The 15,975-nt window shown below is 57.9% G+C and carries 16 protein-coding genes; all 16 read right to left on the bottom strand.

The window, feature by feature from the left end; translation table 11 throughout:
• Positions 1-116: 116 nt before the first annotated feature.
• From rfbC to P7F68_RS14015, 16 genes are read right to left on the bottom strand one after another with little or no spacing between them, the layout of a single operon-like run.
• Positions 117-650: a dTDP-4-dehydrorhamnose 3,5-epimerase gene (rfbC, locus tag P7F68_RS14090; protein ID WP_277834051.1), complete on the bottom strand. Its 534-nt coding sequence runs from the start codon at positions 648-650 to the stop codon at positions 117-119.
• The gene (gene rfbA / locus P7F68_RS14085; protein ID WP_277834049.1) at positions 647-1,525 is read right to left on the bottom strand and encodes a glucose-1-phosphate thymidylyltransferase RfbA; all 879 of its coding nucleotides are present in this window, start codon (positions 1,523-1,525) and stop codon (positions 647-649) included. Before rfbA ends, rfbC begins: the two co-directional genes overlap by 4 nt.
• Positions 1,522-2,595 carry a dTDP-glucose 4,6-dehydratase gene (gene rfbB / locus P7F68_RS14080; RefSeq protein WP_338405591.1) on the bottom strand — a complete coding sequence of 358 codons (1,074 nt, stop codon included), beginning with the start codon at positions 2,593-2,595 and terminating at the stop codon, positions 1,522-1,524. Before rfbB ends, rfbA begins: the two co-directional genes overlap by 4 nt.
• A complete protein-coding gene (locus tag P7F68_RS14075; RefSeq protein ID WP_277834064.1) occupies positions 2,595-3,512 on the bottom strand; it encodes a glycosyltransferase family 2 protein in 918 nt (305 codons plus the stop codon). Before P7F68_RS14075 ends, rfbB begins: the two co-directional genes overlap by 1 nt.
• Before the next feature lie 23 nt (positions 3,513-3,535).
• Positions 3,536-4,657, bottom strand: coding sequence for a glycoside hydrolase family 99-like domain-containing protein (locus P7F68_RS14070; protein ID WP_277834046.1), 1,122 nt, complete (start codon positions 4,655-4,657; stop codon positions 3,536-3,538).
• A gap of 8 nt (positions 4,658-4,665) precedes the next feature.
• On the bottom strand, positions 4,666-5,889 hold the full coding sequence (locus P7F68_RS14065) for an O-antigen ligase family protein (RefSeq protein ID WP_277834044.1): 1,224 nt from the start codon (positions 5,887-5,889) through the stop codon (positions 4,666-4,668).
• A 3-nt stretch (positions 5,890-5,892) separates the two neighbouring features.
• On the bottom strand, positions 5,893-7,143 hold the full coding sequence (locus tag P7F68_RS14060) for a hypothetical protein (RefSeq protein ID WP_277834042.1): 1,251 nt from the start codon (positions 7,141-7,143) through the stop codon (positions 5,893-5,895).
• Entirely contained in the window at positions 7,136-8,191 is a 1,056-nt protein-coding gene (gene pseI, locus P7F68_RS14055; RefSeq protein WP_277834040.1) for a pseudaminic acid synthase, read from the bottom strand. Before pseI ends, P7F68_RS14060 begins: the two co-directional genes overlap by 8 nt.
• 16 nt (positions 8,192-8,207) lie before the next feature.
• Complete coding sequence (locus tag P7F68_RS14050) at positions 8,208-9,155, bottom strand: ATP-grasp domain-containing protein (protein ID WP_277834038.1); 948 nt, start codon at positions 9,153-9,155, stop codon at positions 8,208-8,210.
• A complete protein-coding gene (locus P7F68_RS14045) occupies positions 9,152-9,856 on the bottom strand; it encodes a metallophosphoesterase family protein (protein WP_277834036.1) in 705 nt (234 codons plus the stop codon). The genes P7F68_RS14050 and P7F68_RS14045 overlap by 4 nt, the downstream gene beginning before the upstream one ends.
• The gene (locus P7F68_RS14040) at positions 9,853-10,593 is read right to left on the bottom strand and encodes an SDR family NAD(P)-dependent oxidoreductase (protein WP_277834034.1); all 741 of its coding nucleotides are present in this window, start codon (positions 10,591-10,593) and stop codon (positions 9,853-9,855) included. The genes P7F68_RS14045 and P7F68_RS14040 overlap by 4 nt, the downstream gene beginning before the upstream one ends.
• On the bottom strand, positions 10,590-11,699 hold the full coding sequence (gene pseG / locus P7F68_RS14035) for a UDP-2,4-diacetamido-2,4,6-trideoxy-beta-L-altropyranose hydrolase (RefSeq protein ID WP_277834062.1): 1,110 nt from the start codon (positions 11,697-11,699) through the stop codon (positions 10,590-10,592). Before pseG ends, P7F68_RS14040 begins: the two co-directional genes overlap by 4 nt.
• Positions 11,700-11,701: 2 nt before the next feature.
• Positions 11,702-12,403 (bottom strand): pseudaminic acid cytidylyltransferase, encoded by a 702-nt coding sequence (gene pseF, locus P7F68_RS14030; RefSeq protein WP_277834033.1) that lies wholly within the window; start codon positions 12,401-12,403, stop codon positions 11,702-11,704.
• Entirely contained in the window at positions 12,400-13,560 is a 1,161-nt protein-coding gene (gene pseC / locus P7F68_RS14025; protein WP_277834030.1) for a UDP-4-amino-4,6-dideoxy-N-acetyl-beta-L-altrosamine transaminase, read from the bottom strand. The genes pseF and pseC overlap by 4 nt, the downstream gene beginning before the upstream one ends.
• 2 nt (positions 13,561-13,562) lie before the next feature.
• Complete coding sequence (gene pseB / locus P7F68_RS14020) at positions 13,563-14,561, bottom strand: UDP-N-acetylglucosamine 4,6-dehydratase (inverting) (protein WP_277834029.1); 999 nt, start codon at positions 14,559-14,561, stop codon at positions 13,563-13,565.
• Between the two features lie 41 nt (positions 14,562-14,602).
• Positions 14,603-15,823 (bottom strand): lipopolysaccharide biosynthesis protein, encoded by a 1,221-nt coding sequence (locus tag P7F68_RS14015; RefSeq protein WP_277834027.1) that lies wholly within the window; start codon positions 15,821-15,823, stop codon positions 14,603-14,605.
• Positions 15,824-15,975 lie beyond the last annotated feature (152 nt).

Raw genomic sequence — 15,975 nt, 5'->3', positions numbered from 1 at the left:
GAAGTAGTGGAACATCGAGGACTGGGGGTCGAGTTGGCCGCGCATCGTTGCAGGACAAGGAGTCTGGAGATACGGCTATGACAGGAAGCTTTTCGGATCGTTCACAGCCTTTTGCATCACGCTGCTAGCTCCCTTAACCTCGGATTCTTCAAGTCCTTCGCCGACAACTGCGGCTCATCGATTGGCCACGGAATCCCTACCTCCGGGTCGTTCCAGATCAGCCCACCCTCATCTTCCGGAAAATAGAAGTCGGTGCATTTGTACTGAAAATCCGCCACACCACTCACCACGCAGAACCCATGCGCGTAGCCAGGCGGGATCCACAGTTGCCGGTGGTTCTCATCGTTCAGTTCCACCCCGACAAACCTGCCGTAGGTGCCCGAAGCCGGGTCGATGTCCACTGCCACGTCATACACCGCCCCCCGGCTCACGCTCACCAACTTGCCCTGCGGGCGGGTCTTCTGGAAATGTAGCCCGCGCAGCACACCGCGCTGCGAGCGCGAGTGATTGTCCTGCACGAAAGGCAAGGTTATCCCCGCCTCGCGGTAGCGATCCACCTGGAAGGTTTCCATGAAGAAGCCGCGATGGTCGCCGAACACCTTCGGCTCGATGATCAACACTCCGGGCAGGGCTGTCTCGATGACCTTCATTTCGCCGCCTCCTGCGTCACCAGTCGCTGCAAGTACTGCCCATAGCCCGTCTTGCTCAGCACATCCGCCTGTTGCGACAACTGCTGGCGGCTCAGCCAGCCCTGGTGGTAGGCGATCTCCTCCAGGCAGGCCACCTTAAGCCCCTGGCGGGCCTCGATGGTCTGCACGAAGTGGCTCGCCTCCATCAGCGAATCGTGCCTGCCGGTGTCGAGCCACGCAAAGCCGCGCCCAAGCAGGCTTACATGCAGGTCGCCGCGCTGCAGGTAGGCGTTGTTCACGTCGGTAATCTCCAACTCGCCCCGAGGCGAGGGCTTCACCTGCTTGGCGATCTCGACCACCGAGTTGTCGTAGAAGTACAGCCCAGTCACCGCATAGCTCGACTTCGGCGCCTTGGGCTTCTCCTCGATCGACACCGCCTTGCCGGCCGCGTCGAATGCCACCACACCGAAACGCTCGGGGTCGGAGACGTGGTAGCCGAACACGGTCGCCCCATGCTCCCGAGACGCGGCCTCGCGCAGCATGGCGCTGAAGCCGTAGCCGTAGAAGATGTTGTCGCCTAGGATCAGGCACACGCTGCTGTCCCCGATAAAGTCCTCGCCGATCAAGAAGGCCTGCGCCAGGCCATCCGGCGAGGGCTGCTCTGTGTAGCTCAGCGCGATGCCGAATTCCGACCCGTCGCCCAGCAGCTTGCGGAAGTTGGGCAGGTCATCGGGCGTCGAGATCACCAGGATCTCGCGGATGCCGGCCAGCATCAGTACCGACAGCGGGTAGTAGATCATCGGCTTGTCGTAGATCGGCAGCAGCTGCTTGGAGACGCCGCGGGTGATCGGATGCAGCCGGGTGCCGGAACCGCCGGCGAGGATGATGCCTTTCATGCCTTCTCTCCCAGACGGGCCAACTGGTAGCTGCCGTCGAGGACGCGCTCCCACCACTGACGATTGTCCAGATACCACCGAACGGTCTTGCGAATGCCGCTCTCGAAGGTCTCTTGCGGCTCCCACCCGAGCTCGCGCTCGATCTTCGATGCGTCGATCGCATACCGCCGATCATGCCCCGGCCGATCCTTCACAAACGTAATCAGCTCCCGGTAGGAGCGGCGCAAGCCGCGATCACCGTCGGTCTGCGGCACCGTCTCATCCAAGAGGTCGCAAATCGTCTCCACCACCTCCAGATTCCGCTTCTCGTTGTGCCCGCCAATGTTGTACGTCTCCCCGACCTTCCCCCGCGTTACCACCTCGACCAGCGCCCGTGCGTGGTCCTCCACATAAAGCCAATCCCGAATCTGCGATCCATCGCCATACACCGGCAGCGGCTTGCCCGCCAGGGCGTTGAGGATCATGTGCGGGATGAGCTTCTCGGGGAAGTGGTAAGGCCCGTAGTTGTTCGAACAGTTGGTCACCAGCGTCGGCAGGCCGTAGGTGCGCTGCCAGGCGCGGACCAAGTGATCGGAGCTGGCCTTGGAGGCGGAGTAGGGCGAGCTTGGCGCGTAGGGCGTGTTCTCGGTGAACAGATCGTCCGTACCTTCCAGGTCGCCATATACCTCGTCGGTGGAGATATGGTGGAAACGGAAGGCGGCTCTCGCGTCGTCGGCGAGGCCATTCCAGTACCGCCGCGCGGCCTCGAGCAACGTGTAGGTGCCGACCATGTTGGTCTGGATGAACTCGGCCGGGCCGTCGATGGAGCGGTCCACATGGGACTCAGCGGCGAGGTGCATCACCGCAGTAGGGCGGAATGCGGCGAAGACCTTGTCCAGGGCTCCAGCGTTGCAGATATCGACCTGGTAAAAGCGGTAGCGCGACGAGTTGGCGATCGAGGTAAGCGATTCGAGATTGCCGGCATAAGTCAGCTTGTCGAGGTTGGCGACGTGATGTGTCGTGCTGTCGATCAGGTACCGCACCACGGCCGAGCCGATGAAGCCAGCCCCGCCGGTGACGAGAATTCGCATCATTTACCCTCCGCGAACGGGCCGTCCCAATAGCGCTTATGCATTGCCAGCCTTCTCTTCAAACGTATTGGAAGGAGTCTTTCCTTTTGCCCAAGCTTGTACGCGATGAGTTTGAGTGCGTTTCGAATCAGTGCTTCGGGCCATAAATGCAAAAGAGATAAGCCGAGAAAATTTAGTTCGGACTTCAGATACCGCAGCCCTTCGCCCCCAGCACCACCGAAGCGCTGACGGATCCAGGGCTCGCGTGCGTGGAACACACCTTGGTCGAAGTACCGACGAAACTCCTCCAGTAGCGTGTAGTTGTGGGAGTGCCGGCATACGGCATCTCCTGCATAAGCAACCTTCCAGCCCTCGATCAACATCTTTGCCGCGACATACATGTCTTCAGCCAGCACCACGTGTTTTGGAAAGCCCCCGACCTCAATTAGCGCACTTCGCCTATAAGCCGCGAATGAGTTTGAGATGAATGGGGTCTTGATCCCGAGTTCGTGAGCGTCATTCATAGACTTGACCCGCGAGGTTGGTGGGTAGTTAAAAAAACGGGCATGCATCGCCAGCGGCTTTGCATTAAGGTGCGGAAGTTGGCGGCCACATACCGCACCCACCGCCGGATCTATGAACGGCGCCACGATACGGTCGATTGCATATTCATCAGCAAGACAGGCATCCTGCGTCATGAACACATAGACGTCGTAATCTGGATGCTGATTGACCATCATCTGGCGTGTTCCGCCGTGGTTGAACTCGGAGACCTCAATATGGTGGACACGCGCACCGTGACGTTGAGCAACATCCACTGTTGAGTCTGTCGACGAGGAGTCAACGATACAAACGTCAATGCCTCGACTGTGAGTCGGAAGTGATCTCATTAGTCGCATAAGCTCCTCAAACCCATTACGTGTCGGAATTACAAGCATGACTTTAAGTGCCGACATAGCGCTTACTCCGTCGCGCACGTTGATCGGAGCACGTCTCGGGTTTGTTCTAGGAAGGCATGACCGTGCTTCCTGTCCGGTTCAAGGTGGCAGCCTTCGGCCCACTCGTTCCAAGCATTGATAAAAACAAACTTTTCCGAATCCGGATAAGATCGAACGCTTTCGATTGCATGCTTGAGCCATTTTCCATACATGACCGGGTCGTCGTTCTGAATAATCGTTGCGGATTTCCTCCTGGCACTATTGTCCCAAGAGGGAAAAACGCAGGGGAATTTGCGATAGCTGGTCGGCCATATTTTGTGAATCATTCCTTCTACCATGGAACGATAGTTAACGATGTTATTCGCCGAAGCGGATAACTTGATTCGCTGGTATAGGTCGCCAGGAAGAATTCGTCGAGCGAGACGATAAAAGGCTTGTTTCGGCCCCTGGGGCGCAGGGAAATCTCGGCGGTCGGGCTGGAAGTCGACTATTGCATCAAAGCCAATTTTTAAAATGTTCTCGTCGCTGATCTCAACGAATCCATTCTTTACTGCACAGAGGTACAGTCCAGGAAAACCCTCCTCACGAACAGCATTGCGCCAAGAGTTGATCATTTTTCCTATTTCTGGGATGTGGTCGAGGCGGTAGATCAGCAGCAACGGTCGCCCGTCTATCTTTATATAGCGATCGTCACGGAATGCCTCAATCAGCCATTGAATGTGGCTGTCCGAATCTTCTTCTGTGTAGTCCTGTTTGATCAATACTTGCCGATCCAAGCCATCCCACGCGCGGGTCCAATTCTCGTTAGCCCAGCAGAGGCAAAAAGGGAAGTCAGGCTCTCCGCTAGCTAGAACTTCGTTGAACGGCCGGTCGAGGAGCATCCGTCCGTTGAACCAATAGTGGTAATAGCAGAATCCGTAAATACCAAAGTTTCTTGCCAGAGCAGCTTGGGAAATTCGAGTTTCGTGAAGTCTTAAATCGTAAAACCCAAGGTCTGCCGGAATTTGCGGCTGATGATGACCTTTGAAGCGAGGGCGAGCCTGTGAGACGTTGGTCCACTCAGTAAAGCCGTCGCCCCACCACGCGTTGTTCTCTTCGATGGGGTGGAACTGAGGAAGATAAAATGCGATTGTATTAACTTTCATGGAATCATTCAATAAGTCTGCCGTGGGTTTGGTGAAGCGCTTAGAGATATAAAGGCTAAGAAAATGACTCCGCCTACGCTTGTCAGCATAAATCCATTAAAAAATCCGAGGGAAAGCCATATCAGATATACACCAACAAGTCCCATCTTGGTTGGTGTGACTCTGCCTTTGAGCATTATCGCTAAAGACACGATTAAGATGGCTAGTATTAATAGAATTCCAATGAGCCCGAACTGGAGGGCGAGGCCTAGCCATTGAATTTCAAAGTACCAGGGTATCTGTTCGATATTTGTGTAGCCTGGCGCGCCACTTCCAAGTCCCCAACCAAGGATGGGCTTCGCATCTATGCCGTCGATGAGAGCGTCGAGCATTTGATGACGAGTAAAGTCACTTGACTCTGCATAAGCGCCTGCATATCGAGTTGCGATAAAAGAGTATAGCTTCTCTCCGAATGCAGGCAGGAAGAGTAGAATTCCTGTCGCTATGAATGCGAGGACGAAAAATTTTTTCTGCACGTTCGATACTGTCAAAATTGCAATCAAGGCGGTAATAATGGAGTAAGCCCACAAAAAGCGCGAGTAAGATAGAATTATTGATATGATTGTCAGAGATAAAAGCATCGCCTTGGGTAGCGGTTGTATCCTTATGTCGAAATGCTTGGCGTTTATTAATGCGTAGAGAACGACCGGAGCTAAATAGTCGGAGGGAAAGTGGATTCTGTAAAAAAGTCCCGCGTCGAGACCAATAAAAGAAACGCCAAAAATTTCATCTAGGAAGTCTTTTGCTTGGACTAGGCCAATTCCGGAAAGCATTAAAACTTCGAGTACTACCTTCAATGCGCAAACGAACCCGAACGAGTAAGTAATCGCAACAAAAATTCCTATTTGTTTGTTTTCTGTTCTTTTGAAAAAGTAAAGAGGAAGGTATATTGAAGAAAATGTTGCGAGGATTGCTACTGTTTGAGAAAGAGAGTCTTTTGTCGGTGTTGAGTTTGTTATTGCTATAATGAAATAGAATAGGAGAAAATTCGCTAGCGCAATGGGGGTCAATACGAAAAAAAGACTGCTCTTTTCTCTTGCTATCAGTAGTGCTGCAGTCAAAAAAAGAGATGCCGAAAGTATGGTTTTAACATTAACTGAGTATATTGATCCTGATGGCAATATAATGCATGAGGCTATAAATATGTAGCTGAGTATGAGAAGGGGGTTTTCTCGGGCGCTTTTTGTTTTCATAAATCATTGTGCGCAAGATTCGTACGCAGGTCCGCATATTTTTGTTGTGATTTTTATGAAGTTTTTCAGTGGAGATTGGGTGTGGATTTTTGTGTCGATTGGCTTGCTTATTGCATTTATGAATTCTGAATTAAATTCGGCATTGTGGTTAAAGGGAATGGGCGTAATAGGTGCGTGCACTGAAAGGTCGTCGGCATCGAAGATGCTGTCGATAACTTGAATTGCTACGCGCCCTGCGGTTGCGACCTCAAGAAGTGCTGTTGATGTTATGGAAATAAAAACATCATACTCTTCAATAGACGCGTTCAATGGTGTGTCGATAACGTTGCGGATGTCTTTAAGGTGCGCCGAGCCCCGTTCCCATGGGTGCGGTTTATAGAAGAGATTAATGTTGTTATTTTCTAAAGCTGTAGTGACTGCTCTTAATATTTCAAAATAACGTTGACCCCGATCTGTGCCGTATTTAGTCCATGGCTGACCAAGGAAGCACACCTTTCTTTCTTTTGGGGGGGCGGTAGGGCGTTTGGGTTGATATGGGCTTGAGTGAAACCCCATTATATATATTTTATCGGGCGCCAATCCTTTCGTGATTAGCATGTCTCTCTGATGGCTGTTGATCGCGAGAAATAGATCGGCAGTCCATCCATCCATTATATGGCCGGGTGACTTGCTCTGAAAAATGCCGTGCTGAATGCAGACGGTTTTCAATCCCGCTAAATGGGCGGATAAAATTACGGCTCTCTGCATCGGTAGTGAGTCATTGTCGACTACTAGCATCGCATCATGGCCTGCAGTCATTTCTAGCTGGATTTCGGCTTTCTTGATCAGGCTCGTAATCTTTTGGGTTCGATAGTGATTATGCTGAATGCCGATGTGAAGCTCTTTCCATAGTTGCGTGCTTGCAATAAAAGGTATGCCGTTGCGTAGGCAAAATAATGCTTGTTTCGGGCCTCCAATTATGCAAACTTCTTTCTTGTTAAGCCCGAGGATTAACTCTCGGAACTTTGTTCCCCAGAAGAAATACTTTACTGAGCTAGCTCTAGGCGAGAGTAGGTGCGCTGTCGCGGTTACGGCAATGCGGGTCAGTGGGTTTGACCATCGTGCGTTGCGTTTATACATGGATGCGACAGAGGCGCGAAAGCCAGGCTCTCCCACCTCTCTCTGTTCAATATAGTCGTATAGGCTTTCTGGGGCCTCTAACGATAGGCGGCTCATTAGGTGCTTGGACGGTAACGCAGTCGAGTGGTTATCCACTAATCTGCTCCATGCAGACTGCGTGGTTGGCATTAACGTCGATTTGTATTCGCTTGCCAATAATGGATTCCAAATACTTCGGCGCCACCCCAAACCCCGGTCTCACGCTCCTCAAAGCATCGGCCGTAATCACATCCCCCGCCTTCAAATCCTTCACGAAATAGAGCGACCGCCTGAACTTCACGTTCCCCTGTTCGCTCGACTTGCGCCCGTAATCGACCTTTCCCAGCGCCGCCCACGCCGTCTTGCTGTCGCGACACAGTGCCGCGAGTTCCGCCGGCTCGAGCGAGAAGCTGTCATCCGGCCCGCCGCCGCTCCGGTCCAGGGTGAAGTGCTTCTCTATGATCGAGGCGCCCATGGCGACGCTGGCGATCGCGGTGGTGTTATCGAGGGTATGGTCCGAAAGGCCAGTGACCAGGCCGAAGCGCTCGATCATGTCGGGGATGGTGCGCAGGTTGTAGTCCTCTGCCGGGGCGGGGTAGCCGCTGACGCAGTGGAGGATGGCGAGCTCCTTGCAGCCGCCTTCGCGCGCGGCGTCGATGGCCTCCTGGATCTCCTCGGCGTCGGCCATGCCGGTGGAGATGATCATCGGCTTGCCGGTGCTAGCGACGTATTTGATCAGGGGTAGGTCGACCGCCTCGAAGGACGCGATCTTGTAGGCCGGGGCGTTGAGGTCCTCGAGCAGGTCGACGGCGGTGTTGTCGAAGGGCGAGCTGAAGATGGTGATGCCGAGCTTGCGGGCGTGCTCGAACAGCGGTTTGTGCCACTCCCAGGGCAGGTGTGCTTCTTGGTAAAGCTCGTAGAGCGTCTTGCCGTCCCACAGGCCGCCGTGGATCAGAAACTCCTCGGCATCGCTGTTTAGGGTGATCGTGTCGGCGGTGTAGGTCTGGAGCTTGACCGCATCGGCGCCGGCTTTCCTTGCTTCCTCGATGATCTTCATCGCGGTGTCTAGCCTCCCATTGTGGTTGGCGGAGAGTTCGGCGATGACGTAGGGCGGCGTATCGGAGGCGATGCGGCGTCCTGCGATATGTATGGCTGGAATGCTCATGGATGTTCCTTCTCCATTACAACGGGGTGCAGGTGATGTATTCCTGGGCGCCGCGGAAAAATCGGGTGCCCGGTGACGGCGGACGATAGGGAGGTAGCGGCGGGGTATGCTCGAGGCCGACCGTGTCCTGGATCCACCAGCGCAGATCGCAGAAACCCATCTTGTCGCGGAACACTAGCGTGCTCGAGAGGCGCGGATTGATCTCGAAAAGGCAGGGGCCGTCCGCAGTCAGTCGGAGCTGTACGTTGATGGCGCCATCTAGTTCGAGAACTCGCGCAATTTCAGCAACGTAATGTTCTATGTGGGGTTCGTTAACCACCTCGCCGCGCCCAGTAAGTCCACCGGATAGCGTGCGTCGGAGCACAAGGATGTGCGTGCCTCGAGCGACGGAATGGTAAACGGGGCAGGTGTACTCTTGGTCGTCAGGGGCTAGATATTCCTGCCAGACCTGTCCGGCTAGGGCCCGCTCGCCGAACGTCTGCGCATCATCGATCTTTTGAACTTGCTTGCTGCCTTGACCCGCGCGTGGCTTGACAATCACCGGGTAGCTAAGTGGCGACGTGGCGCCAACAATGCCGTTCTTCGGGACACGTAGTCCTCGTTGTCCCAAAAAGGACATGCAGGCCTGCTTGTCCAACGAGACGGTGGTGGCTTGCTGGTTGGCGATGAGGATGCGCGCTCCCGCTATCTCCCGCAAACCGTGCTCGCTGAGGACAGCAATCTCGGCTTCGCTGGTAGGAATGAACAGGCCAATGTGGTGGCGTTCGATATGAAGCGCGAGCCAGCTCAAATAGTTTGCGTCGGCTGCGCGAGGTGCCACGGCGTGCTGATCAAAAAAAAACTCACCGGGGTGCTCGGATTGGATGTCGATGCCGCACAACCGGCCGGACCACCCCCAGTCTCGCAGGATGCGACCAGCGCCGAAGCCAATGTCTCCGGCAATACCGCTGATGAGGACATTCAAAGTGCTCTCCTGGTCATGATCTTATGTAGGTAGCCAAGTGCGGGATCGCGTGCCTGGGCGGCGGCGACCACGGGGCTGACATCGTAGGGAATGCGCTTGAAGCGCAATGCACGATTGGCGAGGTCGACTACGGCATAACAGGCCTGTCCGCCGAAGTCACGCGGCTGCCCAACGGAGCCTGGGTTCAACAAGATGCGTCCTTCCAGATAGTGCACGAACGGGTAGTGCGTATGGCCCAGAACGGTGAAGTCTCGGCTATCGTGACACCGTGCGAGAACTTCCGCTGTGGCGTCAGGGTAGATGTACTCGTCCGTTGCTTCAGGGCTGCCGTGGTGCACGGAGAAATGAGCGCCCCCGAGGATAATCTCTGCTTTGGTGGGTAGATGAAGCAGCCACTGAAGCTCGTCGTCGCATAGTGACTCGCGGCAGACGTCGTAGCCCGAACCATATTTCTGGCGGTAGAGGTCAGCAGCGTTCGTGCTATCAAGCGTTTCTGCCAGGATGTCCTCGTGGTTGCCTCTGATGCAGGTTACACGGACGTCATGCATCAGACGCTGTACTACTGGTTGAGGCCAGTAGTAATAACCCACCAAATCACCCGCAACGATGAAATGCTTAATTGCCTCCTTTTCGCAATCGGCCAGTGCAGCTTCCAATGCATAAATGTTGGCATGGATGTCCGAGAGAATGGCTACTTTCATGACATATGTTTCTCTATAACCTGAATTAGCTCAGTAGCGACCGCAAGCGGTGCTTTCAGCTTCCCTTCCTCTCGGTAGGCACGAAAGACTTCGACCTCAGGCATATCCGCCGCTTGCTGCGCTCGGATTAGCTCTTGCATGGATGTATCCATTACGCCAGGGTCGAAGTGGATAACCTGGAGATGTGAGTTCTCAGCCGCCAGTACATCGAGCCCCATTTTGTACGCCGCCTTGCTGGTGCAGTAGGCCTGCCAGCCGCGAATTGGCCGGCAGGCAGCTCCGCTGCTTACATCCAGAACAAGCAGGGGGCGCCCCTGCGCTTGCGCGGTCTTCGTGAGGGAGTTGGCAACTATCAGGGGAGCTAAGCAATTGATCCGCATGGCACGGTCGAGGCCGGAGCACGTGAGCTCGGTAGCTCGTCCGATGGGCTCGATGATTGATGCGTTGCTGATGAACGCTAGAGGTCCGCTTGAGTTGGTGCTCAAGATCCGGTGCACTGCGGCCAATGCGGTCGTCAAGACGTCAGAATCAGCGCCCAGATCAACCTCGACAAGTTGAACTTGCTCAGGCGCGCTACTCGCTACGGCTGCGATCCGCCCCAGGTCGCGCCCCAAACCCACCGTGTGGTATCCCTGGGATACGAGTCGATCGAAAAGCGCACGGCCCAGACCGCGAGTTGGGCCAGAGAGGATGACCGTTGGTGGTGTGGTCTTGTCAGGAAGGTTCATGGAATTCATGCTAATTCTGCGCATACGCGAGACGCGCCGCTGCCGTCGGTGATCCGCGCCGCGTCCGCTGCGTACGCTCCAAGGTTCTTGGTTAACACTGTGTATTGCACACAGAACGGAATGCCGTCTGGCCGGCTCAATTCGGCCCGATCGAGTTTTGCCGTTGCGTTGACCGAAGCGAGTGCGCCGATAACTGTGCGCTGGTTGGCTGCTGTACAGACGAGAAGGTTTGGAACGCCGAGGCAGCAAAGTTCCCATGAGGTGCTGCCCGCCGCCCCGATCGCTAGATCGCTATCGGCCATCAGTTGCGCCATGTCGTTTACGCCGACCAGCACGCGGGTCGGCCGGGGCATGTCCTGCGCCTGCGTGCGGACCTCTTCCAGCCAAGGCGCCGTCGCGCCCATGACCACGGTGATCCGGCAGTCTGCAGGCAAGGGGCAGGTGCGCAGCGCTTGCAGCACCTGTCCGGTGGCGTTGTCCTTGTCGACTCCGCCCATGGTAATCAGCAACTCGTGCAGGGCCGGCCGGGCGCGGCGTTGCAGGCTGTAGGGCCGCAGGGCGGCGAACTCGGGGCGCAGCAGGGCGTATTGCGAGCCGCACAGCAGGCGGCAGTCGGCCGGCACCAGAGGGCGATAGTCCGCCGCGTCGCGGCCGAAGGTCTGGTCGAGGAGCAGGTCGCAGGCGTGGGGCCGGTCGGCGAGGTCGTCGATCACCATCAGCTTGCGGTAGTGCGGTGCGAGGGCGCGCTCCCAGCGGGCGTCGAGCGCGTAGTGGTCGGCAATCAGCCAGTCGGGGCGGTGGGCCACCAGGATGGGGGCACAGGCCTCGGCGTCCTGCGCTTGCGTGGCGCCGAGCCAGTGGCTGTGGGCGAGGTCGGCGGGGGATGCTTCCTGGCCGGGTCCGGTCGAGCTGGTGCTTGCCTTGAGGACGATGGGCAATGCGTGGGTGACGTAGCCCTTGCCGCGAATGAACTCGATCAGGTTGCCTTCGTGCGCACGGCAGATGAACTGGCAGTCCGCGCCGTGCGCCGCGAGCGCGTCGGCCAGCGTCAGGCAGCGCATGACGTGGCCGGTGCCGATTTGCAGCGAGGCGTCGGCGCGGAAAGCGACTTTCATGTTCAAGCCTGCCCCGTTTGCGATTGCATGGCCTTGAACAGCCATTCCGCGCGTTCCCAGTCTTCGGCGGTGTCGATGTCCTGCACTCGGTGGCGCGGCAGCATCACGGGGGCGGCATCGTGCGAGAACAACGGCTTTCCGGCCAGCCAGGCGGCGGCGCGGCCCCAGTAGAACTGGCCGGCGTCGTGGAAGGCTTCTTCAAGATCCTGCGAGCGGGTGGTGAAGTGTTCGGGATTGAACATCTCCACCCGTTGATCCGCGGTGATGCGGATAGCGCGCTGGATCGGGAAGGCGTAGCTGGTGACGGAGAAGGCGTAATCCGCACCGCTGTGCCGCAGCACGTCGAGCCCGCGCCGCAGGTCTTCGGCCTGAACGAAGGGCGCGGTGGCGTAGAGACAGCAGGCGAAGTCTACCGGGCCGGCGTTGCGGTTCATCCAGTCGATGGCGTGGGCGATGACCGGGATGGTGCCGGTGTGGTCGTCCGACAGCTCGGGCGGGCGCATGAAGGGCACTTCGGCGCCGTGAGCGCGGGCGACGTCGGCGATCTCGGCATCATCGGTCGAGACGATGATGCGGTCGAAGCAGCCGGACAGGCGCGCAGCCTCGATCGACCACGCGATCATGGGCTTGCCGCAGAAGGGCTTGATGTTCTTGCGCGGGATGCGCTTGCTGCCGCCGCGGGCGGGAATGATGGCGAGTTTCATGATGCAAGCGCGGCGCGAAGGGCCTCCGTCACCTTGTCTTGCTGCGCTTCGGTCATCGTCTGGAACATCGGCAGGCTGATCGCCTCGGCGTAGTAGCGCTCGGCTTCGGGGAAGTCGCCCGCCTTGAAACCCATCTGCTGGTAGTAGGGCTGCGTGTGAACCGGGATGTAGTGCAGGTTCACTCCGATGCCTTGTTCACGTAGCGAGTCGAACACTTGGCGGTGCGTCTTGCTGATCCGCTCGAGCTGCAGGCGGATGACGTAGAGGTGCAGGCCGGAGTAGCTGTCCGGATGCTGCCAGGGGCGGGTAATCGGCAGGTCTGCGAGCAGCGTGTCGTAGCGCGCGGCCAGCGCGTGGCGGCGTGCGACGTAATCGTCGAGGCGTGCCATCTGGCTGACGCCGAGCGCGGCTTGCAGCTCGGTCATGCGGTAGTTGAAGCCGAGATCGACCTGCTGGTAGTACCAGGGGCCGTCGGGGGCGTGCGTCATCTGTGCCGCATCGCGGGTGATGCCGTGGCTGCGCAGCAGGGCCATCTTGTTGGCGAGTTCGGCGTCGTTGGTCAGCGCCATGCCGCCTTCGGCGGTGGTGATGATCTTGACCGGATGGAAGCTGAACACCGTGATCTCGCTGTAGCGGCCGTTGCCGATGAATTCGCCCTTGTACTTGCCGCCGATGGCGTGTGAGGCGTCTTCGATAATCTTGAAGCCGTAGCGCTGGCCGAGCGCATGGATGGCAGCCATGTCGCAGGGTTGGCCGCACAGGTGCACCGCGACGACGACCTTGGGTAGGCGGCCGGCTGCCTGCGCGGCGACGAGCTTGCGTTCCAGTGCCTGCGGGCAGAGGTTGTAGGTGCGCGGGTCGATATCAACGAAATCGACCTGTGCGCCGCAATACAGGCCGCAGTTGGCCGAGGCGACGAAGGTGTTCGGCGTGGTCCACAGCCAGTCGCCTGGACCAAGGCCCAGCGCCAAGCAGGCGATGTGCAAGGCTGAGGTGGCGCTGTTGACCGCCAGGGCGTGACGGGCGCCGACGTGGTTTGCGACCGTTTGTTCGAACAGGGGGACTTGCGGGCCTTGGGTGAGAAAGTCTGAGCGCAATACGGCAACGATGGCGTCGATATCGGTCTGAGTGACCTCCTGGCGACCGTAAGGGATCATGTTCAGATACTCCCGATCTTGGCTCTGTTAGCGTCAATCCAGGCTTGTAGTTCGGCTGGTTCCATCCACTCGTTGTTGTTGTCGCTGGTGTAGCTGAAGCCCTCGGAAACGCGCTTGCCGTCCTTGATGCGCTTCTCGCAGATATCCCAGCCGTTGATGGCGGGCAGGATCTTGAAGTGCTCGGGATACTCGTAGGTGTAGAAGGCATCTTCGACCCCGATCATCTGCTCGTGGAGCTTCTCGCCGGGGCGAATGCCGACGATCTCTTGGCGCGCTTCGGGTGCGACCACCTTGGCGAGATCGGTGACTTTCATCGAGGGGATCTTCTTGACGTAGATCTCGCCGCCTTCCATGTCGTCGAAGGCGTGCCAGACGAGCTCAACGCCCTGCTCAAGCGAGATCATGAAACGCGTCATTCGCGCGTCGGTTATCGGTAGCACGCCCTTGTCCTTGATCGACATGAAGAAGGGGATGACCGAGCCGCGCGAGCCCATTACGTTGCCGTAGCGTACGACAGCAAAGCGGGTGTCGTGGCCACCAGAGTAGGAATTGCCGGCGACAAAGAGCTTGTCAGAGGCGAGCTTGGTGGCACCGTAAAGGTTGACCGGGCTGCTGGCCTTGTCTGTGGACAGAGCCACCACGCGCTTGACACCCTTGTCGATGCAGGCATCGATGAGGTTCATCGCGCCGTTGATGTTGGTTTTTACGCACTCGAATGGGTTGTACTCAGCGGTGGGCACGATCTTGGTGGCGGCGGCGTGTACGACGTAGTCGACGCCGTCAAGCGCGCGGTAGAGGCGATCCTTGTCGCGCACGTCACCGATGAAGAAGCGCACGCGCGAGTCGCCCTGGAACAGCTTGGCCATCTCCCACTGCTTCATCTCGTCGCGCGAGAAGATGATGATTTTCTTGGGGTTGTACTTGGCTAGCGTCATCGGGACGAAGGTGTGGCCGAAGGAGCCGGTGCCGCCGGTAACGAGGATGGTCTGGTTGGTGAGCATGGGAAAGTGTCCGTAAGACTATGAGCTGTTGAAGGTGGAAGTCAGTTGCTTGCGACGAGTGGGCCGCAGCGCTTGAAGGCTGCGAGCTTGACAAACAGCAGGAACAAGAAGGCTGCCGCCATGGCCGCTGGGACGGCTGCATGACCGAGCAGCGGAATGAGTGCGAGCGCCGTGACAAGGAATAGCGGCAACGAGGCCAGATGGCTGAAGATGATGGGCCGGTCCTTGCGCCGAGCGTAGAGTCCATAGTGGGGAATCATGCTGAGGCCAAAGAGTGCAGCGGCGAGGACAGTCCAGTAGAGCAGGGAAAAGTGCTCGGCGTAGCTGGGGCGGTCGAGCCAGTCGATGACCGGGCCGGCGCATACGAGCGCCGCGATGGACAAGCCTGCCGTGACGCCCACCGTGTGGCGGGTGAGCCGGCTCATCCTGTGGTCGAAATCTGTGCGGTCGTCTTTTCCCGCGGCGGCGATCAGCGCCGGGTAGGCGAAGGTGAAGACCGCCGCGTCGAGGAAGCTCATGATCGCATTGGCGATACCGACGAACAGCACGTAGGCGGCCAGCACCTCGAGCCCGCCCAAGGCTTCGAGCCAGTAGCGGTCCACGGTGTACAAGGCACGCAGCGACAGGGTGGCCAGCACGAAAGGGAAGGCGATGCGGATGCCCCGGCGAATCCACCGCCAGTCCACCTTGCGTCGCAGCGAGCCCGCATCGAGACTGCGCAGACGAGACGCACCCAGCAGACAGGCGGCAAACACGCCCAGCGCCCACGCCCCGAGCACGAATTCCAGCGACCGCTGTACAGGATCCAGCCACATCCAGAGCGCTGCCGCGACGGCCCAGGCGCCGGAGCGCACGAACATTACGACGCTGGCCCAGAGCGGCTCGGAGATCGCGACCAGCAGGCGGTTGAGTTCCTGCGCGAGGTGCTCCAGCGCCAGCAGCGGGAAAAACCAGATCGCAAGATTCCAGGGCAGGAACCCAAGCCAGAACAGCAGCAGGCACAGCGGCAACAGGGCCGTGTAGGTGATGCCGTAGAACACGCCCTGATCGCGCAACATACCCGCCCATTCGCGGCGGTCGGTTACGATGAGCTCGCGGGTAGCGTAGGTGTAGAAGTCGAAGCCGAGCGCCATCAGAACGTAGAACACCGTGGCCGAGAGCAGGCCATAAAGAGCTACTTCGGCAGGCTCAAGGAGCTTCGCCAGTACGAAAATGAGCGCGAACTTGCTCACTAGCGTGGCTGCACGCAATGAGAGGTTCACGAGGCGCTTGCTAGGGGAGGGCACTATGCGTTTATAGGGACGGTTGTTCTGTTACGGCGTCGTGGTAGTGGCTGGTCGCTGACCTAATCAGCTCCAAGCTGGTTTTGAGCGCCAGCGATTGCGATCTGCCCGCGGAAGGTTCCGGCATTCCC

This window comes from Thauera mechernichensis (assembly GCF_029588855.1).
GTDB classification, from domain to species: domain Bacteria; phylum Pseudomonadota; class Gammaproteobacteria; order Burkholderiales; family Rhodocyclaceae; genus Thauera; species Thauera mechernichensis.
This window is presented reverse-complemented; position numbering and strand designations above follow the sequence as displayed.

Bases quoted from the DNA above. Each gene is read 5' to 3' on its own strand.
- pseI (WP_277834040.1), bottom strand. From the start codon at position 8,191: ATGAGCATTCCAGCCATACATATCGCAGGACGCCGCATCGCCTCCGAT.
- pseF (WP_277834033.1), bottom strand. From the start codon at position 12,403: ATGAAACTCGCCATCATTCCCGCCCGCGGCGGCAGCAAGCGCATCCCG.
- P7F68_RS14075 (WP_277834064.1), bottom strand. From the start codon at position 3,512: ATGCTTGTAATTCCGACACGTAATGGGTTTGAGGAGCTTATGCGACTA.
- rfbA (WP_277834049.1), bottom strand. From the start codon at position 1,525: ATGAAAGGCATCATCCTCGCCGGCGGTTCCGGCACCCGGCTGCATCCG.
- pseB (WP_277834029.1), bottom strand. From the start codon at position 14,561: ATGCTCACCAACCAGACCATCCTCGTTACCGGCGGCACCGGCTCCTTC.
- P7F68_RS14040 (WP_277834034.1), bottom strand. From the start codon at position 10,593: ATGAATTCCATGAACCTTCCTGACAAGACCACACCACCAACGGTCATC.
- pseG (WP_277834062.1), bottom strand. From the start codon at position 11,699: ATGAAAGTCGCTTTCCGCGCCGACGCCTCGCTGCAAATCGGCACCGGC.
- pseC (WP_277834030.1), bottom strand. From the start codon at position 13,560: ATGATCCCTTACGGTCGCCAGGAGGTCACTCAGACCGATATCGACGCC.
- P7F68_RS14065 (WP_277834044.1), bottom strand. From the start codon at position 5,889: ATGAAAACAAAAAGCGCCCGAGAAAACCCCCTTCTCATACTCAGCTAC.
- rfbB (WP_338405591.1), bottom strand. From the start codon at position 2,595: ATGCGAATTCTCGTCACCGGCGGGGCTGGCTTCATCGGCTCGGCCGTG.
- P7F68_RS14070 (WP_277834046.1), bottom strand. From the start codon at position 4,657: ATGAAAGTTAATACAATCGCATTTTATCTTCCTCAGTTCCACCCCATC.
- rfbC (WP_277834051.1), bottom strand. From the start codon at position 650: ATGAAGGTCATCGAGACAGCCCTGCCCGGAGTGTTGATCATCGAGCCG.
- P7F68_RS14045 (WP_277834036.1), bottom strand. From the start codon at position 9,856: ATGAAAGTAGCCATTCTCTCGGACATCCATGCCAACATTTATGCATTG.